This is a genomic window from Ralstonia condita (genome assembly GCF_958405655.1).
Classification (GTDB): Bacteria; Pseudomonadota; Gammaproteobacteria; order Burkholderiales; family Burkholderiaceae; genus Ralstonia; species Ralstonia condita.
This window is the reverse complement of the sequence record NZ_CATYWO010000010.1, coordinates 74,412-94,462: the sequence shown is the minus strand read 5'-3', so window position 1 is coordinate 94,462 and position 20,051 is coordinate 74,412. Positions and strand designations below refer to the sequence as shown.

At 65.7% G+C, this 20,051-nt stretch carries 22 protein-coding genes; 14 read left to right on the top strand and 8 right to left on the bottom strand.

What is annotated here, in order from left to right:
- Window positions 1–151: 151 nt before the first annotated feature.
- The 4 genes from R2N03_RS20340 to R2N03_RS20325 all read right to left on the bottom strand — a co-directional run bounded on the left by R2N03_RS20340 (window position 152) and on the right by R2N03_RS20325 (window position 4,181).
- Window positions 152–1,015, bottom strand: a complete 864-nt coding sequence (locus R2N03_RS20340; RefSeq protein WP_316659682.1) for a PhaM family polyhydroxyalkanoate granule multifunctional regulatory protein — start codon at window positions 1,013–1,015, stop codon at window positions 152–154.
- 36 nt (window positions 1,016–1,051) lie between these two features.
- Window positions 1,052–1,870 (bottom strand): enoyl-CoA hydratase/isomerase family protein, encoded by an 819-nt coding sequence (locus tag R2N03_RS20335; RefSeq protein ID WP_316659681.1) that lies wholly within the window; start codon window positions 1,868–1,870, stop codon window positions 1,052–1,054.
- Window positions 1,871–1,938: 68 nt separating this feature from the next.
- Entirely contained in the window at window positions 1,939–3,102 is a 1,164-nt protein-coding gene (locus R2N03_RS20330; protein ID WP_316659680.1) for an ABC transporter substrate-binding protein, read from the bottom strand.
- Window positions 3,103–3,176: 74 nt separating this feature from the next.
- Window positions 3,177–4,181, bottom strand: a complete 1,005-nt coding sequence (locus tag R2N03_RS20325) for an LLM class flavin-dependent oxidoreductase (RefSeq protein WP_316659679.1) — start codon at window positions 4,179–4,181, stop codon at window positions 3,177–3,179.
- A gap of 94 nt (window positions 4,182–4,275) precedes the next feature.
- Here R2N03_RS20325 and R2N03_RS20320 point away from each other — a divergent pair, with 94 nt between their 5' ends.
- Complete coding sequence (locus R2N03_RS20320) at window positions 4,276–5,175, top strand: IclR family transcriptional regulator (protein ID WP_316659678.1); 900 nt, start codon at window positions 4,276–4,278, stop codon at window positions 5,173–5,175.
- A 6-nt stretch (window positions 5,176–5,181) separates the two neighbouring features.
- Here R2N03_RS20320 and R2N03_RS20315 read toward each other — a convergent pair whose 3' ends face one another.
- Window positions 5,182–6,174, bottom strand: coding sequence for a fumarylacetoacetate hydrolase family protein (locus R2N03_RS20315; RefSeq protein WP_316659677.1), 993 nt, complete (start codon window positions 6,172–6,174; stop codon window positions 5,182–5,184).
- An 87-nt stretch (window positions 6,175–6,261) separates the two neighbouring features.
- Between R2N03_RS20315 and R2N03_RS20310 the strand changes: the two genes are divergently transcribed.
- The 4 genes from R2N03_RS20310 (at window position 6,262) to R2N03_RS20295 (ending at window position 9,644) form a co-directional block, all read left to right on the top strand.
- Entirely contained in the window at window positions 6,262–7,131 is an 870-nt protein-coding gene (locus R2N03_RS20310; protein ID WP_316659676.1) for an IclR family transcriptional regulator, read from the top strand.
- Window positions 7,097–8,227, top strand: coding sequence for a DUF3108 domain-containing protein (locus R2N03_RS20305; RefSeq protein ID WP_316659675.1), 1,131 nt, complete (start codon window positions 7,097–7,099; stop codon window positions 8,225–8,227). The genes R2N03_RS20310 and R2N03_RS20305 overlap by 35 nt, the downstream gene beginning before the upstream one ends.
- Window positions 8,228–8,229: 2 nt before the next feature.
- Complete coding sequence (gene pcaD, locus R2N03_RS20300) at window positions 8,230–9,069, top strand: 3-oxoadipate enol-lactonase (protein WP_316659674.1); 840 nt, start codon at window positions 8,230–8,232, stop codon at window positions 9,067–9,069.
- Between the two features lie 317 nt (window positions 9,070–9,386).
- Window positions 9,387–9,644: a BTH_I0359 family protein gene (locus R2N03_RS20295; RefSeq protein ID WP_012760982.1), complete on the top strand. Its 258-nt coding sequence runs from the start codon at window positions 9,387–9,389 to the stop codon at window positions 9,642–9,644.
- Window positions 9,645–9,756: 112 nt separating this feature from the next.
- On the opposite strand, the gene R2N03_RS20290 is transcribed toward R2N03_RS20295, so the two are convergent.
- On the bottom strand, window positions 9,757–10,149 hold the full coding sequence (locus R2N03_RS20290; protein WP_316659673.1) for a rhodanese-like domain-containing protein: 393 nt from the start codon (window positions 10,147–10,149) through the stop codon (window positions 9,757–9,759).
- 143 nt (window positions 10,150–10,292) lie between these two features.
- Between R2N03_RS20290 and R2N03_RS20285 the strand changes: the two genes are divergently transcribed.
- The 6 genes from R2N03_RS20285 to R2N03_RS20260 all read left to right on the top strand — a co-directional run bounded on the left by R2N03_RS20285 (window position 10,293) and on the right by R2N03_RS20260 (window position 16,475).
- The gene (locus R2N03_RS20285; protein ID WP_316659672.1) at window positions 10,293–11,333 is read left to right on the top strand and encodes a homocysteine S-methyltransferase family protein; all 1,041 of its coding nucleotides are present in this window, start codon (window positions 10,293–10,295) and stop codon (window positions 11,331–11,333) included.
- 53 nt (window positions 11,334–11,386) lie between these two features.
- On the top strand, window positions 11,387–14,104 hold the full coding sequence (gene metH / locus R2N03_RS20280) for a methionine synthase (protein WP_316659671.1): 2,718 nt from the start codon (window positions 11,387–11,389) through the stop codon (window positions 14,102–14,104).
- A 239-nt stretch (window positions 14,105–14,343) separates the two neighbouring features.
- Window positions 14,344–14,766 (top strand): hypothetical protein, encoded by a 423-nt coding sequence (locus tag R2N03_RS20275; protein WP_316659670.1) that lies wholly within the window; start codon window positions 14,344–14,346, stop codon window positions 14,764–14,766.
- A gap of 322 nt (window positions 14,767–15,088) precedes the next feature.
- Window positions 15,089–15,721, top strand: a complete 633-nt coding sequence (locus tag R2N03_RS20270; protein ID WP_009277190.1) for a response regulator — start codon at window positions 15,089–15,091, stop codon at window positions 15,719–15,721.
- Window positions 15,722–15,824: 103 nt separating this feature from the next.
- Window positions 15,825–16,265 carry a response regulator gene (locus tag R2N03_RS20265; RefSeq protein ID WP_316659669.1) on the top strand — a complete coding sequence of 147 codons (441 nt, stop codon included), beginning with the start codon at window positions 15,825–15,827 and terminating at the stop codon, window positions 16,263–16,265.
- A gap of 69 nt (window positions 16,266–16,334) precedes the next feature.
- Window positions 16,335–16,475 carry an entericidin A/B family lipoprotein gene (locus tag R2N03_RS20260; RefSeq protein WP_316659668.1) on the top strand — a complete coding sequence of 47 codons (141 nt, stop codon included), beginning with the start codon at window positions 16,335–16,337 and terminating at the stop codon, window positions 16,473–16,475.
- Between the two features lie 82 nt (window positions 16,476–16,557).
- Here the strand turns inward: R2N03_RS20260 and R2N03_RS20255 are convergent, their stop codons facing one another.
- Window positions 16,558–18,000 (bottom strand): CHASE3 domain-containing protein, encoded by a 1,443-nt coding sequence (locus R2N03_RS20255; RefSeq protein ID WP_316659687.1) that lies wholly within the window; start codon window positions 17,998–18,000, stop codon window positions 16,558–16,560.
- Between the two features lie 225 nt (window positions 18,001–18,225).
- On the opposite strand from R2N03_RS20255, the gene R2N03_RS20250 reads away from it, so the two are divergent.
- From R2N03_RS20250 to R2N03_RS20240, 3 genes are all read left to right on the top strand, one after another.
- Window positions 18,226–18,399, top strand: a complete 174-nt coding sequence (locus tag R2N03_RS20250; RefSeq protein WP_316659667.1) for a DUF1328 family protein — start codon at window positions 18,226–18,228, stop codon at window positions 18,397–18,399.
- A 129-nt stretch (window positions 18,400–18,528) separates the two neighbouring features.
- Entirely contained in the window at window positions 18,529–18,957 is a 429-nt protein-coding gene (locus tag R2N03_RS20245; RefSeq protein ID WP_316659666.1) for a hypothetical protein, read from the top strand.
- Between the two features lie 41 nt (window positions 18,958–18,998).
- Window positions 18,999–19,553: a ferritin-like domain-containing protein gene (locus R2N03_RS20240; RefSeq protein WP_316659665.1), complete on the top strand. Its 555-nt coding sequence runs from the start codon at window positions 18,999–19,001 to the stop codon at window positions 19,551–19,553.
- 127 nt (window positions 19,554–19,680) lie between these two features.
- Here R2N03_RS20240 and R2N03_RS20235 read toward each other — a convergent pair whose 3' ends face one another.
- Window positions 19,681–20,001, bottom strand: coding sequence for a DUF1840 domain-containing protein (locus R2N03_RS20235; RefSeq protein WP_316659664.1), 321 nt, complete (start codon window positions 19,999–20,001; stop codon window positions 19,681–19,683).
- Window positions 20,002–20,051 lie beyond the last annotated feature (50 nt).

Here is a 20,051-nt window from a genome sequence, read left to right as displayed (position 1 = left end):
CCCCCCCCCCCCCCCCCCCCCCCCCCCCCCCCCCCCCCCCCCCCCCCCCCCCCCCCCCCCCCCCCCCCCCCCCCCCCCCCCCCCCCCCCGCGCCCCCCCCCCCCCCCCCCCCGCCCATCATCAATAGCGCGGTGCAATCCGGCCACATCGATCAGGTCGTGCCGTTGCCCGGCTTGCGCGGTGCCGCCTTGGCAGGCGCTTTCCTGGCTGCCGCCTTGGTGGCGGGTTTCGCCGTCTTGCCCGCAGGGGCCTTGCCTGCCTGCTTCTGCGTCGGCTTGGCGGCCGGACGCTTGGGCTTGGCGGGTGCGGGCTTCTCTTCGATCTCTTCGGGTGCCGAATCCAGCCCTTCCGCGCCGGCAGCGCCCGGCATGGCGCCGAACCCCGGGAAGCCACCGGGGAACCCCGGCATCAGATTCTGGGGCAGCGGCATGGCAGCGGCGGCCGAACTGGCGATCTGGTTGAACTGCTGTTGCAGCATGTTCCACCACGGCGACGGGTCCAGCGCGGCGGCGGCGGCACGCGCAGCGTCCTGGGCCTGGGCGGTCTGCGCGCGCGCCTCGGCCTCATCATCGTCGCTGTCTTCGGACGCGATGTCCGCGTCGTCGGGCGAGGCCTCGCTGGGTTCGGCGGGCTTGGCGGTGGCCGCTGTGTGCGGCCAGGCCGGTTTGGTATCGGCTGCCGGCGTGGGCTCGCTGCCGCCCACCCCATCGAAGGCCGCCTTCATGGCGTCCGGTGACAACGCCGCACCAAACGTCTGCAGCGCCACCAGCGTGGCGCGCTGCACTTCCAGCCCCTGGATCGCCGTGCGCAGGAGGCTTGCGTTCAGCTGCAGCCAGCTTTCGACGGCGCGCAGGTCGTGAATGCGCTTGTCGATTTCCTCCAGATCCATCGGCGGCGCGGCGAAGCTCGCCATGTTGGGCATCGCCCCACCGGCCATGCCGGCAAGACCGCCGCCCCATAGCTTGCGCAGGAATTCGAAGCCGCCTTCGGCGAAATTGGGCATCTGGGTGAACATGGTCTCTCCTGAAAGTTCATTCGTGCGTGAGGCACCTCAGGTGCCGTCGAACGCGGGCGGGCGCTTCTGGCGCAAGCTGGCAATACCCTCGCGCACGTCGGGGCCGGCAAAGCCCATGAATTCGAGTGCCAGGGATGTATCAAAACTCGGGCCGGCCAGGCGCAGCCAGTTGTTCAGCGCGTACTTGGTCCAGCGGATCGCCGTCTGCGAGCCGGCGGCCAGGCGCTCGGCGATCTCGAACGCGCGGTTGACAAGCTCGGCCTCGGGCACGGCGAGCGAGACCAGTCCGATGCGCTCGGCTTCGTCACCAGTCACGGATTCGCACAGCAGCAGGTAATACTTGGCCTTGGCCATGCCGCACAGCAGTGGCCAGACGATCGCCGCATGATCGCCCGCGGCCACGCCCAGGCGCGTATGTCCATCGACGATGCGCGCGTCTTTTGCCGCGATGGAAATATCGGCCAGCAATCCGGCGACCAGCCCCGCACCCACGGCCGGACCATGCATGGCGCTGACAATCGGCTTGTCGCAGTTGATGACGTTGTAGACCAGGTCGCGCGCCTCCTGCCAGACCCGCGTGCGCACGTCGAAATCGTCCGCCATCTGCTCCACGAGGTGCAGGTCGCCGCCGGCCGAGAAGCCCTTGCCCTCCCCTCGAATCAATGCCACGCGCACCGAGGGCTCGGCGGACACATCCCGCCAGATTTCAGCCAGCTCGCGGTGCAGTCCGGCATCGGCGGTGGACAGCTTGCGATTGGCCGACTGCGCGGCGCCCATGACGATCTCGAGGATGGGGCCGTGCTGAACGAGCGTCAGCGCCTGATAACGGGCGAAGCGGGGTGCGAGCGAGGTCATGATCGGTTGGACTGTGGATCAAGCATAGCGGATGAGACTGCGCGTGCAATGCGGGATGTGGGCCATCGCTACTGCGATGTGTCGGCCAGATGCCATTGGCCGCGGCGGATCTGGGCCATCACGCGTGCGCGCTGATCCAGTCCTACGTGGTCCTGCGGGCTCATGTTGATCACGCCGGTGCTGGTGGGCAGGTTGCGCACCTGCTCGAGGGCGTCGCGCAAGGCCTCGCGGAAGGCCGGCGTGCCGGGCTTGGCGCGTTTGAGCGCGACCGGCACCGCACGCTGCAGGAGCAGGCCGACGTCGCCGGTGTAGGCGGCAAAGATGGAAACGGTGTGCTTGCCGAAGGCCGCCTCGTAGCGGCGCGCAAAATCGATGGCTTGTGCCTTGGCCGGATGCGTGTCGGGCAACTCTGTGGCGACCATGATCGGGCCGGTCGGCACGTAGGCGTCTTCACAATCCTTGCCGCACAGTTTCAGGAACTCGTTGTTCGAGACACCGTGGTTGAAGTAGATCTTGCCGGTGTAGCCCCGCTCTGCCAGCGCACGCGCCGGCAGCGCCGCCGGCGTGCCGGAGCCACCGATCACCACCGCATCGGGCTTGCCGGCCAGCAAATGCAGCACCTGCGCCGTCACGCTGTTGTCGGTGGGCGAAAAGCGCTCGGTGTCGGTGATCCGGATGTGCTTCAGATCGGCAAAGCGCTGCACTTCAGTCAGAAAAGCCTCACCCAGCGCGTTGGCAAAGCCGATGTAGGCGATCGACTTCACGCCATGCGCGGCGGCGTGCTCGGCGATGAGCGACGCCATGTGCGAATCCGAATGCGGCGTCTTGAAGATCCAGCGGCGGCGGGCATCCATCGGCTCGATCAGCCGGGCCGACGAGGCCAGCGAAATGACGGGCGTCTTGCCTTCGGCCGCCGCGTCGATCATCGCGAGCGTGTTCGGCGTGGTGGACGACCCGACGATCACGTCAACGTTCGACTCGCTCATCAGCTTGCGCGTATTGGTGACGGCACGCGTGGTGTCGGAGGCGTCGTCGAGGACGATGACGTCAACCTTCTCGCCCGCAATCTCGCGCGGCCACAGCTTGGTGGCATTCTTCTCGGGCAGCCCGAGCGAGGCTTGCGGGCCTGTCGCCGAGACCGTCACGCCGATACGGATGTCCGCCAGCGCGGCGGAAGAAAGCAAGGTGCCGGCACAAGCCAGCCCAACCAACACTGCTGCGCGTCGCTGCATGGGTGTCTCCTCCCGTGGTTTGGCGAAGAGCGTAGCGGTTTTGCAGCGGTTTGGCGATGCGGGCGAGCCCGCCCTCAGGCAGCAAGCGCGGTCAATCCGGCGCGCGGCAAGGCGTCGTGCATCAGCGCGCGCATCGATTCGAGTACCGCAGCCTGCGGCATCAGGCCGAAGTTGTGCAACGCCATCACGTGATCGACGCCCATGTCGGCCAGGCGCGCGAGCTTGTCGGCCACTGCATCCGGCGTGCCGAACAGCGACAGGTCGCTGGCAAGCACGTCATCGTATGTTTGCCGCCGCGCATAGAGCCGGGTGGCGACGTACAGGTCGAACGGCGCGGCCGCGGTGGCGCGCACCGCGGCTTCAGTGGGGCCGACATGCGTATGCAGGGCGACGGCCGCCATGCCGCGCGCATCGGCGATGCCCGCTTCAGCCAGGCCGCGACGATAGTCGTCCATCAACAGGCGGATGTCGTCGAAGCTGTCCACCGACGCATACGGCACGAACAGCATGCGCCGTCCCTGCCGCCCGATGTGGTACGCCGCCTCGCGTCGCAGGATCGCCACATGGATCGGCACCTGCGCCTGCAGCGGCAGCACGTTCAGGCGTACGTCACGCAGCGTGTGGAATCGGCCTTCGTGGTGAACGCGTTCGCCGCGGAGCAGACGCTCGACCAGCATCAGGGTCTCGTCAAAGCGTTCGCGCTTGACGGCCGGATCGACGTCGTAGCCCTCGAATTCATGCTTGAGGTAGCCCGAGCCCACGCCCAGCGACAGCCGCCCGCCGGCAAGCGTGTCGACCATGGCGTAGTTTTCCGCCACGGTGGCCGGATGGTGGAACGTCAGGATGGAAATGGCGGTCCCCAGCCGCAGCCGCTGCGTGTGTGCGGCCAGGTGCGCGAGAAAGATCGCTGGATTGGGTACGGCGCCGTACTCGTGGAAGTGGTGTTCGGCGACCCAGAAGGTGTCATAGCCGAGGGCCTCGGCGTGACGGGCCTGATCGATGACGTCCGCGTAGAGTTGCGGCAGACTGCGGGGCCGGTCCGGATAGTGGTCCTGCACGGAAAAGATCGACAGCTTCATGGCGTCTCCGGGTCTTTTCAGCGCGCAGGCGGCCGCGCCGTTTGTATCTTTTTGCGTAACGCGTATCTTATAAAGCGACACCCGAGACTGCAAGATGCTCCCAGAAACCCCTCCGCCGCCGCCTGCCGCACCGCCCCCCGAAGATGTGGCCCCCGAGCGCACCAGCGCCGGCATCCAGTCCGCCGAGACCGCGCTGACCGTGCTGTCGGCCATGGCGCGCACAGGCGGCGCGCACGCCGTCTCTGAACTGGGCCGCCAACTCGGCATGCCGCGCGCCAAGGTGCATCGCTACCTGGTCTCGCTCGAACGGATGGGCTTTGTGGAGCAGGATCCGGCTTCGGCGCGCTACCGGCTTGGCACACAGGCGCTCCAGGTTGGCCTGTCGGCGCTGTCCGATGTCGACTTCGTGCGCGAGGGCAGCAACGTGCTGCCCAAGCTGGCCGAGCGTCTGAACGAGAGCGTGTTTCTGTCGGTATGGAGCGACCGCGGCCCGGTCATCGTGCGCTGGGAAGACGGCGGTCGTCCGGTGACCGTAAATGTGCGCGTGGGTTCGGTCATGCCGCTGCTGAATTCGGCCACGGGCCAGGCGTGCGCTGCGTGGATGCCCGAAATCCAGATCGTGCCGCTCGTCGACCGCGAACTGCGCGGCCCCGGGGCCGGCAAAGCCGGGCTCACGGATTGGCTGAACTGTCGCGCGCGCTGGCAGATCGTGCGGCACGAGGGCGTGGCGCGCATCACGGGCTCGCTGGTACACGGCATCGATTCGGTGGCCGTGCCGGTGCTGGATGCACAGGGGAAGCTGGTGGGGGCGATCACGGCACTGGGGCTGTCCAGCGTGTTCGACTCCAGCCTCGAGGGGACCGTCTCGCAACTGCTGCGCGAGGCCGGGCGCGCGCTTTCCCTGCGCCTCGGGTATCACGGCCAGGCGCTCACGAGCGGCACCGCTTCGGTCAAACGCGGGCGGCGCCCAAAAACCCAACCCGAATCGGTGTAGTAGACCTTACGCCGGCGTGCCGGGCGCCACGACTTCCTGGTCGATGGCCCCGAAGATCGACATGCCGTTGGCGTCGAACATCTCGATCTTCACGGTATCGCCATAGCGCATGAATTCGGTGACGGGTGCGCCGGATTCGATGGTCTCCAGCATGCGCTTTTCGGCAATGCAGGCGTACCCCTTGCTGCGGTCCACGTTGGAAATCGTGCCCGAGCCGACGATGCTGCCCGCGCGCACATTGCGCGTCTTGCAGATGTGCGCGAGCAATTGGCCGAAATCGAACACCATATCGGTGCCGCAATCGGGCTGGCCGACCTTCTTGTTGTTCCAGCGCACCGTCATCGGCAGGTGCACCTTGCGTTCGCGCCAGGCGTCGCCCAGTTCGTCGGGCGTCACCGCCACGGGCGAAAACGCGGTCGCGGGCTTGCTCTGGAAGAAGCCGAAGCCCTTGGCGAGTTCCGCCGGAATCAGGTTGCGCAGCGACACGTCGTTTGCCAGCAGGATCAGGCGGATGGCCTCGGCCGCGCTGGCGGGCTCCGCGCCCATCGGCACGTCGCCGGTGATGACGGCCACCTCGGCCTCGAAGTCAATGCCGAACGCCTCGCTGCGGCAAACGATGGGGTCATGCGCGCCGGCTAGGTCGTCCGAGCCACCCTGGTACATCAGCGGGTCGGTCCAGAACTCGGGCGGCATCTCCGCGCCGCGCGCCTTGCGGACCAGTTCGACGTGATTCACGTAGGCCGAGCCGTCGGCCCATTGGTACGCGCGCGGCAGCGGTGCCATGCAGTGGGCCGGGTCGAACGCAAACGGGTGGCGCGCACGGCCGGCATTGAGCTGATCGTACAGGTCCTGCAACTGGGGGGCGTAGAACGCCCAGTCATCCAGCACGCGCTGCAGAGTGCCGGCGATGTGCGTGGCGTAATGCGCGGTCTTCAGGTCGCGCGAAACCACGGCCAGTTGGCCATCGCGCGAGCCGTCCTTCAGGGTGGCGAGTTTCATGTGCGTCATGTGCGGAGAAAAGCTGCGCGGATGCTACACCAAGCATCGGCTAAACTGGCCCGAACACTGGTTTCCACCTGCCCCACCATGTCCACGCTGCCCGCTGACACCGATCTTGACCTGGAGTCCGATGCCGATGGCGACATCGCGTCCGATGACTCGCCCGCGCGTACGGGTATCCAGTCGATTGAGGTCGGCTTCCGGCTGCTGGAAGTGCTCACGCACACCAACGCCCCGATGATGCTGCGCGACCTGGCACGTGCGGCGCCCATGAATCCGGCCAAGGCGCACCGCTATCTGGTGAGCTTCGCTCGCCTGGGGCTGGTGTCGCAGACGCCGGAAGGCCGTTACGACCTGGGCCCATTCGCGCTCGAAATGGGTCTGGTCAGCCTCAACCGGCAAGATCCGATGCGCCGGGCCCGCCCGGCAGCCGCGGCACTGCGCGACGAAATCGATCACACCATCGGCCTGGCCGTGTGGGGTAACCGGGGCCCCGCCATCGTCCACTGGGAAGAAGCCAGCCATCCCGTGACCGTCAGCCTGCGCCTCGGCGACGTGATGCCGATGCTCAACTCGGCCACCGGCCGCGTATTCGGCGCATACCTGCCGCGCGCGCAGACGCTGTCGCTCATCCAGGGCGAACTCGACCGCGCGACCGCCCAGGTGGACGCCAACCCGGAACTGCCGAGAACACTGGAGGCCTACGACGCGATCTGCGCAGAGGTGCGCGTGCACGGTGCCGCACGCATCCACGGCGGCGTGCTGCCAGGTATCAACGCGATGTCGCTGCCCGTGTTCGACGCCAACGGGCAGTTGTGCCTCGTACTCATTGCGCTGGGTGCACAGAGCACCTTCGACACCACCTGGAGCGGTCCGCTGGAGCGCCGCTTGCGGCTGGCCGCACAACAGCTTTCCGCCGATCTTGGATACGTTGCAACCCACACCCCGCAATCCTGACGAAGCGCGCGCCGGCCGCCCCGACCGCTGGCATCGCGTGCGGCGGATCGGGCTCGTGATGCTGGCGGTGCTCCTGCTGCACGTTATCGCTGTCGTCTGGATCGCACGCAACCGGCAGGTCACCTGGCCGCCGGCGCCTGAACAGATCATCCCGACGCTGCTGCTGCGCCCGGAACCCGTGCGCCCGCCCGCCCCGCCCGTCGCGGCGGCGCCCAAAGCTCGGCCCGCTCCGGAGCGGCCGCGCCCGCAGTCCGCGCCCTCACCGGCTCCTGCGCCGACGCCTGCCGTGCCCGACATGGCTGACAAGGACCCGGCGGAATTCACCGGCGCGGGCGCGCAGGCGTCGGGCGATACCGGCATCGTCACCAACCTCGGTGAGGAGCGCCCCGGCCCCTCCGCAGCCCCACCCGGCGAAGGCTTCTCGCTGCCGCCGTCGGCGACGCTGCACTACGCCACCTACGTCAACGGGGTACGCAACGAAGATGGTGTGATCCGGTGGGCCACCGATGGCAAAAGTTACACGCTGTCCGTTGAAATCCCGTTGCCGCTGTTTTTCGGCAAGCTCGCCTTCCGCAGCACCGGCTCGGTGGGAGCCTACGGCCTTGCTCCAGGTCGCTACGAAGAAGTGCGCGGCCGCCGACAACCCGACGTCACCACATTCCATTACGCTGCCGACACCGCACCGCCGCCCAATACCGCAAGCGCGTCGACCGTCACTTTCACGCGTACGCCCGCTGTCCTGCCGTTGCCCGAGGGCGCCCAGGATCGGTTCAGCATCTTTCTGCAACTGACGGGGTTGGCGCGCGGCAGCCCGCAGCGCATCTCCAGCCCTGGCCTGACCCTTGAGATTCCGATCGCGGACACCGACGGCGTGGAGGTTGCGCGCGTGCAGCACATCGGCGAAGACACCATCGACACGCCGGGCGGCACGATCCGTGCGCAGCACTTCATACGGCTGCCGCGCCGGGTTGACGATCGCCGGCGGGTGGAGATCTGGCTGTCGCCCGAGCGCGGCTGGCTGCCCGTGCGCCTGCGTCAGACCGAGCCCAACGGCATGCAATTCGATCTGATCTACCAGTCCCAGGAAGGAGGCTGACCGTGACCGAGAACGCGCGCCCCGATGCCGGAACCGTGCACGCCAACGGCATCGACATCCACTATCGCATCGACGGCGCGGAGGGCCCGTGGATCATGCTGGCGCACGCGCTCGGCGTGGACCACCGCCTGTGGGACGACATCGCGCTCCGCCTGGCCGCGCGCTACCGCGTACTGCGCTACGACGCGCGCGGCCACGGCCTGACCAGCGCGCCGCCTGGGGCCTACACGCTGTTCCAACTGGCCGACGACGTGGACGGCCTGCTCGACGCACTTGCGATCGAGGAGGTGCATTTTGTCGGCCTGTCGATGGGCGGCATGGTCGGGCAGATTCTGGGGGTGCGGCATCCGCAGCGCCTGCGCTCACTCACCCTGTGCGATACCGTCTGCCACACGCCCCTCTCGGCGCATGCCATGTGGGACGAACGCATCGGCCAGGTCGAGGCACACGGCATGAGCGGCATCATCGAGCCCACGCTGCAGCGCTGGCTGACCACGCCGTTCCGCGAAGCCCATCCGGACGTGGTCGAGCGCATCCGCGACCTGCTGCGCGCCACGCCGCCACACGGTTACGTTGGCGCGTGCCTGGCCATCAAGGCGCTCGACACGCGGGCCGGGCTTGCCCGCATCCACTGCCCCACGCTCGTCGTCACCGGCGAGCTGGACGCCGGCGCCCCCGTGGAAGTCGCGCGCGAGATCGCCTCGCGTATTCCGAACGCCCGCTTGAAAGTGATGCCGCGCGCAGCCCATCTCGCCCCCATCGAACAGGCCGACGCCTTCCTCACCGATCTGGATGAATTCCTTGGGCATGCCGGATGCGGGAGCCAATGTGACACGCCCTGAGGCCTGTTTGCCTGGACGGTAGTTGCAGGCGCCCCGCACATGCGCTGCCGTCTACCGGCCGAATGACGGACGCCGGGCTGCAGCTTTCGATGCAGGCCCGGAAAGGTCTTGTTACGCGAACCCAACGCACGTCACACATTTCGCCTCGCCTTTGCGAACTTTGTGACCAATGATTAAGCCCAAGGAACAGATGGGTCAACCGGTCATGAGGCGGGAGTTGATCGGCCCTTGAAGTCATGACCGTGGGCCCCATCTACCGGTGCAGCAGTAGAGCAGTCCCCACAACAGCAACACGATTGACGCCCTGGAGGTGCACCATGCAAATGATCTACAACAGCGACAACTACTGCGTTGTCGAATTCGGTGTAGACGGCCAACACGCCATGCTGGCAGCAGGCGGGTACGAGATCGTGGACAAGAACCTCAAGCGTGAAATCTTCCTCGGCGGCGAATTGGCCGAGCATTTCCGCGAAGACGTGAAAAAGCTGATCGCCAGCGAGCCCACCGTCGAAGAAGTCGACGACTTCCTCGGTAAGTTCGACACGGTGATGACGCAGCCGGTGACGATGCACTAACGTGTCGCGCGGGCTCACCGCCCGCCAGACGGATCCATCCAAAACGCCCGGAGCATGGCGCTCCCGGGCGTTTTTTCATGTGTCGATCGACTATCGCGACGATAGCTTTGCCCTAGCATTGCTCCCACGGAAGGCCGGCATGACGCCAGCCATTGAGCGTGTTGCGATGGCGCGCGCCATCGAGGTCGCCCTCAAAGCCGTGCCGGACGACATGGACATCGCGGAACCCAGCGTCCTCCAGCGCCTGCGCGGCTGCCGCAGAGCGATTACCGCTGCGGCAGATCAACACGATGGGGCGCTCCACACCGTAGCCGGAAAGCTTGCGCACGGCAGGCACGAACTCAGGATTCACCTCCCAATGCGGCCCGTCGTTCCATGCCACGTGGTGCGCGCCCGATGGATGGCCGACGAAAAGGTGCTCCATTTCGCTGCGGCAATCGATGAAAAGCGCCGCAGGTGTGCGCTGCAGGAAGGCATGGGCCTCGATGGGGTCGAGCAGTTGCATGGTGGCATCCACAAAAGAGCGTGATGTGGATTATAGGAGTGCGATTACCCATGCCAGCGGCAAGTCATTGATGCGACTGGTAAAATTCCTGTTTGGCCGTCAAATCTGTTGCCCTGTCCGGCCAACGCCCCATCGGAGTCACCATGACCGCGCCCCTGCCCTACACCCGTGCCGCCAATCTGCCCGCGCTGCTGCGCGAGCGCATCCTCATCCTGGACGGCGCGATGGGCACCATGATCCAACGCTACAAGCTGACCGAGGCGCAGTATCGCGGCGAGCGGTTTGCCAACCACCCGATCGACGTGAAGGGCAACAACGAGCTGCTGCTGCTGACGCGTCCCGAGGTCATCCGCGAGATCCACGAGCAGTACCTGGCGGCCGGCGCCGACATCATCGAAACCAACACCTTCGGCGCGACGAGCATCGCGCAGGAAGACTACAAGATGGCGGACCTGGCCTACGAGATGAACGTGGTGGCCGCCCGCATCGCGCGCGAGGCCTGCGACAAGTACAGCACGCCCGAGAAGCCCCGCTTCGTGGCGGGCGCCTTCGGCCCGACGCCGAAGACGGCCAGCATCTCCCCCGACGTGAACGACCCGGGCGCCCGCAACGTCAGCTTCGACCAGCTGCGCGATGCGTACTACGAACAAGGCAAGGCGCTGCTCGAAGGCGGTGCGGACGTCTTCCTGGTCGAAACCATCTTCGACACGCTCAACGCCAAGGCCGCGCTGTTCGCCATCGACCAGCTGTTTGAAGATACCGGCGAGCGCGTGCCCGTGATGATCTCCGGTACGGTGACCGACGCCTCGGGCCGCATTCTCTCGGGCCAGACCGTCGAGGCCTTCTGGAACAGCCTGCGCCACGCCAAGCCGATCACCTTCGGCCTGAACTGCGCGCTGGGTGCTGCGCTGATGCGCCCGTACATTGCCGAGCTGGCGAAGATCTGCGACACGGCCGTCTCGTGCTACCCGAATGCCGGCCTGCCCAACCCGATGAGCGACACGGGCTTCGATGAAACGCCTGACGTCACGTCCAGCCTGGTCGACGAATTTGCCTCGGCCGGCTTGGTGAATCTGGTGGGCGGTTGCTGCGGCACCACGCCGGAGCACATCAAGGCGATTGCCGAGCGCGTGGCCAACCGCAAGCCGCGTGCATGGCCCGGCCAGTACCGCCAAGCCGCTTAAGCCTCCAGCCACACTGCCTGCTCGCCGCCTCTTATTCTTTGCGCCACAAGATCATGACCGACCACCCCATGCGCCTCTCCGGCCTCGAACCGTTCAACATCGGCGAGGGCACCCTGTTCGTCAACGTCGGCGAGCGCACCAACGTCACCGGGTCCAAGGCGTTCGCGCGCATGATCCTGAACAGCCAGTTCGACGAGGCGCTGGCCGTGGCGCGCCAGCAGGTCGAGAACGGCGCGCAGGTCATCGACATCAACATGGACGAGGCGATGCTCGATTCCAAGGCGGCGATGGTGCGCTTCCTGAATCTGATCGCCTCGGAGCCCGACATCGCGCGCGTGCCGATCATGATCGACTCGTCCAAGTGGGAGGTGATCGAGGCGGGCCTGAAGTGCGTACAGGGCAAGGCGATCGTCAATTCGATCTCGCTCAAGGAAGGCGAAGAACAGTTCGCGCACCACGCCAAGCTCATCAAGCGCTACGGTGCGGCCGCCGTGGTGATGGCGTTTGACGAGCAAGGCCAGGCTGACACATACGCGCGCAAGACCCAGATCTGCAAGCGCAGCTACGACTTCCTGGTGAACCAGGTCGGCTTTGACCCGGAAGACATCATCTTCGACCCGAACATCTTCGCGGTGGCCACCGGCATCGAAGAACACAACAACTACGCCGTGGACTTCATCGAAGCCACGCGCTGGATCAAGCAGAACCTTCCGTACGCGAAGGTGAGCGGCGGCGTGTCGAACGTGTCGTTCTCGTTCCGCGGCAACGACGTGGTGCGCGAGGCGATCCACACCGTGTTCCTGTACTACGCGATTCAGGCGGGCATGGACATGGGCATCGTCAACGCTGGGCAGCTCGGCGTGTACGAGAACCTCGACCCCGAACTGCGCGAGCGCGTGGAAGACGTGGTGCTCAACCGCCGCCCGGATGCGACCGACCGCCTGCTGGAAATCGCAGACCGCTACAAGGGCGGGGCTACCCGCCGCGAAGAGAATCTGGCCTGGCGCCAGGAGCCGGTGGAAAAACGCCTGGCGCACGCGCTCGTGCATGGCATCACTGACTACGTGGTCGAAGATACCGAAGAAGTCCGTCAGAAGATCTTTGCCGCCGGCGGACGTCCGATCCAGGTCATCGAAGGCCCGCTGATGGACGGCATGAACATCGTGGGCGACCTCTTCGGCGCGGGGAAGATGTTCCTGCCGCAGGTGGTCAAATCCGCCCGCGTGATGAAGCAGGCGGTGGCGCACCTGATTCCGTTCATCGAAGAAGAAAAGCGTCAGATTGCGGCGGCGGGCGGCGACGTGCGCTCGCGCGGCAAGATCGTCATCGCCACGGTCAAGGGCGATGTGCACGACATCGGCAAGAACATCGTCACCGTCGTGCTCCAGTGCAACAACTTCGAGGTCGTGAACATGGGCGTGATGGTCCCGTGCAACGACATCCTGGCAAAGGCGAAGGTGGAAGGCGCGGACATCATCGGGCTGTCGGGCCTGATTACGCCTTCGCTGGAAGAGATGGCCTACGTGGCCTCGGAAATGCAGCGCGACGAGTATTTCCGCATGAAGAAGATCCCGCTGCTGATCGGCGGCGCGACGACGAGCCGCGTGCACACCGCCGTGAAGATCGCCCCGAATTACGAAGGGCCGGTGGTCTACGTGCCGGATGCCTCGCGCTCGGTAAGCGTGGCGTCGAGCCTGCTGTCCGACGAAGGCGCCGCGCGCTACGTCGAAGAGCTGCACGCCGACTACGACCGCATCCGGACCCAGCATGCCAACAAGAAGGCCCAGCCGATGGTGTCGCTGGCCGCCGCGCGCGCCAACAAGACCAAGATCGACTGGAGCCACTACACGCCGCCCAAGCCCAAGTTCATCGGCCGCCGCGTGTTCCGCAACTACGACCTGAACGAACTCGCGCAGTACATCGACTGGGGCCCGTTCTTCCAGACGTGGGACCTGGCCGGCAAATACCCGGACATTCTCAACGACGAGATCGTCGGCGAATCGGCCCGCAAGGTGTTCTCCGACGGCAAGAGCATGCTCGCGCGCCTCATTGCTGGGCGCTGGCTCACGGCCAACGGCGTGATCGCGCTGCTGCCCGCCAACACCGTCAACGACGACGACATCGAGATCTACACCGACGAATCGCGCTCGGAAGTCGCGCTCACCTGGCGCAACATCCGCCAGCAGAGCGAGCGCCCGATCATCGACGGCGTGATGCGCCCGAACCGCTGCCTGGCCGATTTCATCGCGCCCAAGAGCACCGGCATTGCCGACTACATCGGCATGTTCGCCGTCACCGGCGGCATCGGGGTGGAAAAGCGCGAGAAGCAGTTCGAAGCCGACAACGACGACTACAGCGCGATCATGCTCAAGGCCCTGGCCGATCGCTTTGCCGAAGCGTTTGCCGAATGCCTGCACGCCCGCGTGCGTCGCGACCTGTGGGGCTATGCGCCGGACGAAACGCTCGACAACGAGGCACTCATCCGCGAGGAGTACAAGGGCATCCGCCCCGCGCCTGGCTATCCGGCCTGCCCGGAACACACCGTCAAGCGCGACATGTTCCGCGTGCTCGACGCGCAGGAGATCGGCATGAACCTGACCGAAGCGCTCGCCATGACCCCGGCCGCATCCGTCTCGGGCTTCTACCTCTCGCACCCGGACAGCACGTATTTCACCCTGGGCAAGATCGGCCAGGATCAGGTGGACGACATGATCGCCCGCAGCGGCGAAGATCGCGCGTTTGTGGAGCGCGCCCTCGCGCCGAATCTCTGATTCTGTGACAAGACGTTTAAGACATGGCGTTTGAAGCGCCATGTCTTACGGCTGTAAACCCGTGCTGGCTTTGACTCCGGCAGCATTTCAAGTGGGGTGATGCTTTCATTACAAAGGCTTACACCCCCTAACAGTCGTAACCGGAAAGGCTCCATAAACTGGCCTCATTCACTCGACACACAGAGTGATGCCGCGACGAATCCCTCGCGTGGCCGTTCAGAACGAAAGGAGTCTCCTCCATGAACAAGCTGCTGATCTCCCTGTCCGCCATCGCCATCGCTGCTGCTTCGGCTTACGCCAACGCGCAAACGCCTTCGATCAGCACCGGCGTGCAGGCCAACGGCACGGCCGCCGTCGCGCCCGCACAAACCAACGTCGGCATGGGTCTGAAGGCCGACACCGGCGCCAAGCTGGACACCGAAGCCGCCAAGAGCCACCTGCACTCGAGGATGGAGCACGGCGCCAAGGCTGCGCACGAACACAAGGCAAAGGCGGAAGCCGGCATCGAGAAGTCCACCGACAAGGTAGGCAAGTCGGTCGGCAAGGCTGAGAAGTCGGCAGAAAAGACGGCAAACGCTGCCAAGGCAGACGTCGTGGGTAGCACCATGACCGGCGCGACCGCGGATGCCAGCGTGAACGCGGGCGCCGCCGTGCAGAAGTAAGTTGCCCGGCCGGGCATCCTGCCCGACACCGCGTGGCGATAACGGGGCGGACACCCACCGCCCCGTTTTTTTTACCGGCCGCAGGCCAGCGCTGGCCCTGCAGCGTCCGGGCATGCCGGTTGCTATGGCGATGAGCGACCGTGTTGCGGTTGTCGCACATCCGAGGGCGCCCATGGAAACCTTCCCCACCACCCTGAGACCGGCCACTAAAAGCGGCCCCGGTTTCACGCCACAGTCCGATACAATTGCTGTCGTATCAAACCAACAAGCGCAGGGTGCGCTCGCGGGCAATCTGCCAGGCGCGCCGTCCATAAGGAGCAGCATGATTCGCGTCCTGATTGCGGACGACCACGAAATCGTCCGCGCCGGCCTTCGGCAGTTCCTGTCCGAAGAGCGGGACATCGAAGTCGCGGGGGAAGCGGCCAGCGGCGAAGAGGTGATGGAGCAACTCCGCACCGGCGCCTTCGACGTGGTCGTACTCGACATCTCCATGCCTGACCGCAACGGCATCGATACGCTCAAGCTGGCTCGCCAGCGCCATCCCGATCTGCCGGTGCTGATCCTGTCGACGTTCCCGGAGGACCAGTACGCCATCAACCTCATCCGTGCCGGCGCCTCGGGCTACCTGACCAAGGAAAGCGCGCCGGACGAGCTGGTGAAAGCAATCCGCACCGTGTCGCAAGGCCGCCGCTATGTCAGCCCCACCGTTGCCGAGTTGCTGATCGGCGGCCTGGAGAAGCCGACCGACCAGCCCCTGCACCAGACGCTGTCGAAACGTGAATTCCAGATCTTCTGCAAGCTTGCCCGGGGGCAATCGGTGTCGATCATCGCCGAAGAGCTGTTTTTGAGCGTCAAGACGGTCAGTACGTACCGCACCCGCATTCTCGAAAAGATGGGCATGAAGTCGAATGCCGATCTCACGTATTACGCCATCAAGAACGGCCTGGTGGAATGACGCCCCGCCCCGCTAGAAAACGGGCCATACCCGCCGCAAACCCTGTTGGCATGTAGGACAACGCCTGATACCACCTGAGTTTCCCGGTAGCTACCATCAACGCATGCTGGATCAAGCCGTCACCCTCTCTGCTCGTGGCCTGCGCGTCCTCCTGATCGAGGACTCCCCCGTGCTTCGTGGCATGGTGCTGGAATACCTCAAGGCGTCCGCGTTCGTGGCGACGGTTGAGTGGGCGGACACGGAAGACCTGGCGCTGCACCTGCTTGCTGACGGCCACTACGACGTCGTGATCGTCGATCTGCAACTGCGGCAGGGCAATGGCTTCAAGGTCCTGCAAACGCTGCGTGACCAGGCATCACCCAGTGTGCGCATCGTCTACACGAACCACGCACAGGTGCCGACGTACCGGCAGCGCTGTTTTGAAGCCGGCGCCAACTATTTCTTCGACAAGTCGCTCGAGCTCGACAAGGTGTTCGAGGTGATCGAAGAGCGCGCCGGCGTGGGACGGCCTCGTCAGCAGGCGGCCCACCATCCCCATCACTGAATCGTCCGCGCGCCTACCGTATCGGTCGGTCGCCGGGTTGCCCGTTTCCTACCCCTCGAGGAGCGTTCGATGAAGACCCTGTCTGCCGCAATCGCGCTGATGTGCCTGTTCCTGGCGGGTTGCAACACCATGGCCGGCGCCGGCAAAGACCTCCAGAGCGGAGGCCAGAAACTCGAAAACGCCGCCGACAACACGAAACAGAAGATGTAGGACGCACCGGCGACCGCTGCCCGCAAAGAGCCCCGTCATGGGGCTTTTTTGTTGGGTTGGCCACCGCCGTCAGCGATTGCCTTCAGGCAGTCGCGCCGCCGTGGCCAGGTTCCGGACCCGCCCCGCCGGACGAGGTATGCGGCATGCCCTCGGCATCGTGACTGACGCGGTCGAAGACGGCATCGGTAGGCGGCAATTCGACAATGATCGTCACGCCCCCGCCGGGCATGGAATCAATGGTCAGCGTACCGCCCAGCGCGATGGCGCGCTGCTCCATGCCAAGCAGGCCGTGGTGGCCCACCATGCGGCGACGTTCAATGTCGGCCGGAAAACCACGGCCGTTGTCGCGCACGCGCAGGCGCACACCCTCTTCGCTCGCGTCCAGCGCGACTGATACCGTCGTCGCGTGCGCATACTTGGAAGCGTTGGTCAAAGACTCCTGCACGATGCGATACAGCGCGATGGCCGCATCGTCGGTCAGCTTTGGCATCTCGTCGGGCAGGCTGACCTCGGTGTGCCAGCCGTTCCGTACGCCCACGTCTTCAGTCAGCTGCGAGAGCGCTTCCACCAGACCCAGGTTGAGCAGGATGGTCGGGCGCAGATCCTCAATGAGGCGGCGCTTGATCTGGATCCCCTGATCCACGTGGGCCATCACGCGTGTGATCTTTTCGCTCACGCCAGGCTCGTTGGGATGCACGCGTGAGCGCAGCCAGTGCAGATCCATCTTGGTGGCGGTCAGGATGGCGCCCAGCTCGTCGTGCAGTTCGCGCGCCAGGCGCGTCTTTTCATCTTCGGTCACGCGCTGCAAGTGGGCGGCCAGGTCGGAGAGCTGCCGCGTGCGCTCGCGCACCATGCGGTCGAGCTTCTGGCTCTCTTCTTCGGCCTTGTCGCGTTCCTGCTCCGTGACCGCGAGGCGCTTGGCGTGCTGCATGCCCAGCACCACCAGCAGGATGATGTTGACCGCCGTGATGAGCGCGATGCCATAACGCGAGAGCGCCAGATCACGCTCGGCATGCTCGAGGCTGCGCGCCACGGTGGCAATCTCACGCTGGCGCAATCGGTCCAGCCCTTGGCGCACAGCCTCCATCGAGGCCTTGCCGAAATCGGTGCGCACGAGGTCAAGGGCCACTTCCAGATCGCGCTTGCCGTAGATGAGCGTGAGCTCCATCTCGGTGAGCTTGCGGCTCACCTGCAGCGCCGTCTCCGAAAACAGCTTGAGCGCGTCCGGGTCATTCGCGTAGTGGTCGCGGATCTCCGCCATCAGCGCGTGGATGTGGGGGATGGCCTTGTTATACGGGTCGAGGTATTCGTCCTTGCCCGTGAGCAGGAAGCCGCGCTGCCCCGCCTCTGCGTTGACCAGCTCGGCGAGGAGTTCGTTGATGGCCGTTTCGGCCTGCTGCGACTGAATCACCTGCCGGTAGCCCTGGCTCAGGCGGACGTTGCCCGTCTCCGAGGCGATCAGCACCCCGAGCGTGAGCAGAATGCCGCCGGCGAGCAGCAGGGTGGAGCGCAAGGATGACCGCATGGCATGCAGACCCATGTAGAACGCGTCAAGCCGCCCGACGCGGAGCGCGTTGCGTGTGTTTTTTGGCAATAGGCATGATACCCCGCGCACGTCCCGGGTGGCACCTCGGGCGCACCCCTGCCGGGCACGCCAAGTGCTTGGGGATACCCCGACAGGGCGATTGGCGCTGGCGCAATGCCGCGCCGATCCCCTGCACTTCAACCCATCCGATCCGGAGGCAACAACATGCTGAAATGGGCATTGGTCTTCGCCATCATTTCCGTGGTGGCCGGCGTGCTTGGCTTTACCGGCATTGCCGCTGGCGCAGCGAGCATCGCCAAGATCCTGTTCTTCATCTTCGTAGTGCTGTTTGTGCTGTTTCTCGTCCTGGGCGTCACAGTCTTCAAGGCGGTGGATTAGCGCCGCGCGCGGGCCCGTGTCTTGCTAATCCATTGGGCAGACAGCCGGCCACGCACGAGCGCCGGTTTTGCCGCCGACCAACCGCGCCGCGGTGCGCATTTGCCGCGGCGCCCCGATGAGGAATTCGCCATGTCTCTCTTTGCCAGCCAACGCGTCCGCAACCGAGTCGACGACGTCAATCAACACGCGCACCGTGCCCTGAACAGCGCCGCGGATGCGGCTGACCACGCCCGCCATGCCGCGCGCCCCGCGATGGAAGAGGTCCACAGTCTGCTGCACTCGCTCGAGAGCGCCATCCAGACCCTGACCGACGAAGGCGGCTCCGAAGCCGACCGCGCTCGGCGCGCGCTGCATGCGCGTGCCGACCGGTTGCGCCGTGCCGCCAATGACCGCGCCCACCAGGCCCGCGAGCGCATGGACTGGGCGCTCGACCGCACCGAGGAGACCATCACCGCTGCGCCGTTCAAGTCGGTGGGTGTGGCGGTCGCCATCGGCGCTGCCATCGGGCTGGCGGTCGCGCTCGCGGGCAGCGGCAGCCGACGCGGCGACGGAGAGTGAATCCGGACAACGCCCCACCTCAATCACGAAGGAGCCCACGCATGACCCAAACGAACGTTGCCGCCCCGGAAAGCCGGTTCCTCAGCGATATCAAGACGCTGCGCGAACGCGCCCGCCAGCACATCGAAGCGGGCGCCGTGACCGACGACTACCAGGCCGACCGCGGCACGGTGCTGCGTCTGCTGAATGAAGCGCTGGCGACCGAGATGATCTGCGTGCTGCGGTACCGGCGTCATCACTTCATGGCGAAGGGCATCAACGCCGATCCGATCGCTGAAGAATTCATGGTGCACGCCACCGAAGAGCAGCAGCATGCCGACAAGATCGCCGCACGCATCGTGCAGCTCGGCGGCGAGCCGAACTTCAGCCCGGAGGGTCTGTCGACGCGCAGCCATTCGGAATATGTGGAAGCCGGTGGCCTGGTCGACATGATCAAGGAGAACCTGATCGCGGAGCGCATCGCCATCGACAGCTACCTGGAGATGATCCGCTATATCGGCGAGCGCGATCCCACCACGCGGCGCGTGCTGGAAGACATCCTGGCGGTAGAAGAAGAACACGCAGACGAGCTGTCCGACATGTTGCACGACCAATAACGCCCTCGCAGTCTGGCGAGACAGCGGCCTTGGCGCGCCAGCCCCCTCCCCCGCTCCCGGCCCTTGTGGCCGGATGCCCGGACCACCCTCGCGGTGGCCGGGCATTTTTTTCATCCGCGCCCGGCGCTCAAACGCCCCAGAGGACGTTGGCACCCTCTTTCTGCGACTCCTCCAGCATGTGCAGCAGCGGATAGGCGCGCTGACCGAGGTGCGGCGGCTCCTCTTCGCTGTCGTCGCCCTCCTGGACGGCCAGTTCCGCAATCTGGAGGTGGGCCTGGTGCGTATCGTCCTTGATGGCGCGCTTGAGGCGCTCGATGGCGTGGGGCATTTCTTCGGGCGTGATGACGCCGCGCTCGCCCAGCGTCTTGCCAATTACGCCCAGCAGCACCATGGCGAGATCCTTCTGCATGGAGAATTTTTGCGAAGCGTGCGAGGTAAAGGTAATCATGATGTCGGTATTCCCTTGGTTGGGTAGGGGCCGCAGAATGCCACAGCGGG

What these genes read in the sequence shown, in the direction of transcription:
- R2N03_RS20340 (WP_316659682.1), bottom strand. Translation starts at nt 1,015, where the DNA reads ATGTTCACCCAGATGCCCAATTTCGCCGAAGGCGGCTTCGAATTCCTG.
- R2N03_RS20335 (WP_316659681.1), bottom strand. Translation starts at nt 1,870, where the DNA reads ATGACCTCGCTCGCACCCCGCTTCGCCCGTTATCAGGCGCTGACGCTC.
- R2N03_RS20330 (WP_316659680.1), bottom strand. Translation starts at nt 3,102, where the DNA reads ATGCAGCGACGCGCAGCAGTGTTGGTTGGGCTGGCTTGTGCCGGCACC.
- R2N03_RS20325 (WP_316659679.1), bottom strand. Translation starts at nt 4,181, where the DNA reads ATGAAGCTGTCGATCTTTTCCGTGCAGGACCACTATCCGGACCGGCCC.
- R2N03_RS20320 (WP_316659678.1), top strand. Translation starts at nt 4,276, where the DNA reads ATGCTCCCAGAAACCCCTCCGCCGCCGCCTGCCGCACCGCCCCCCGAA.
- R2N03_RS20315 (WP_316659677.1), bottom strand. Translation starts at nt 6,174, where the DNA reads ATGAAACTCGCCACCCTGAAGGACGGCTCGCGCGATGGCCAACTGGCC.
- R2N03_RS20310 (WP_316659676.1), top strand. Translation starts at nt 6,262, where the DNA reads ATGTCCACGCTGCCCGCTGACACCGATCTTGACCTGGAGTCCGATGCC.
- R2N03_RS20295 (WP_012760982.1), top strand. Translation starts at nt 9,387, where the DNA reads ATGCAAATGATCTACAACAGCGACAACTACTGCGTTGTCGAATTCGGT.
- R2N03_RS20290 (WP_316659673.1), bottom strand. Translation starts at nt 10,149, where the DNA reads ATGCAACTGCTCGACCCCATCGAGGCCCATGCCTTCCTGCAGCGCACA.
- R2N03_RS20285 (WP_316659672.1), top strand. Translation starts at nt 10,293, where the DNA reads ATGACCGCGCCCCTGCCCTACACCCGTGCCGCCAATCTGCCCGCGCTG.
- metH (WP_316659671.1), top strand. Translation starts at nt 11,387, where the DNA reads ATGACCGACCACCCCATGCGCCTCTCCGGCCTCGAACCGTTCAACATC.
- R2N03_RS20275 (WP_316659670.1), top strand. Translation starts at nt 14,344, where the DNA reads ATGAACAAGCTGCTGATCTCCCTGTCCGCCATCGCCATCGCTGCTGCT.
- R2N03_RS20270 (WP_009277190.1), top strand. Translation starts at nt 15,089, where the DNA reads ATGATTCGCGTCCTGATTGCGGACGACCACGAAATCGTCCGCGCCGGC.
- R2N03_RS20265 (WP_316659669.1), top strand. Translation starts at nt 15,825, where the DNA reads ATGCTGGATCAAGCCGTCACCCTCTCTGCTCGTGGCCTGCGCGTCCTC.
- R2N03_RS20260 (WP_316659668.1), top strand. Translation starts at nt 16,335, where the DNA reads ATGAAGACCCTGTCTGCCGCAATCGCGCTGATGTGCCTGTTCCTGGCG.
- R2N03_RS20255 (WP_316659687.1), bottom strand. Translation starts at nt 18,000, where the DNA reads ATGCGGTCATCCTTGCGCTCCACCCTGCTGCTCGCCGGCGGCATTCTG.
- R2N03_RS20250 (WP_316659667.1), top strand. Translation starts at nt 18,226, where the DNA reads ATGCTGAAATGGGCATTGGTCTTCGCCATCATTTCCGTGGTGGCCGGC.
- R2N03_RS20245 (WP_316659666.1), top strand. Translation starts at nt 18,529, where the DNA reads ATGTCTCTCTTTGCCAGCCAACGCGTCCGCAACCGAGTCGACGACGTC.
- R2N03_RS20240 (WP_316659665.1), top strand. Translation starts at nt 18,999, where the DNA reads ATGACCCAAACGAACGTTGCCGCCCCGGAAAGCCGGTTCCTCAGCGAT.
- R2N03_RS20235 (WP_316659664.1), bottom strand. Translation starts at nt 20,001, where the DNA reads ATGATTACCTTTACCTCGCACGCTTCGCAAAAATTCTCCATGCAGAAG.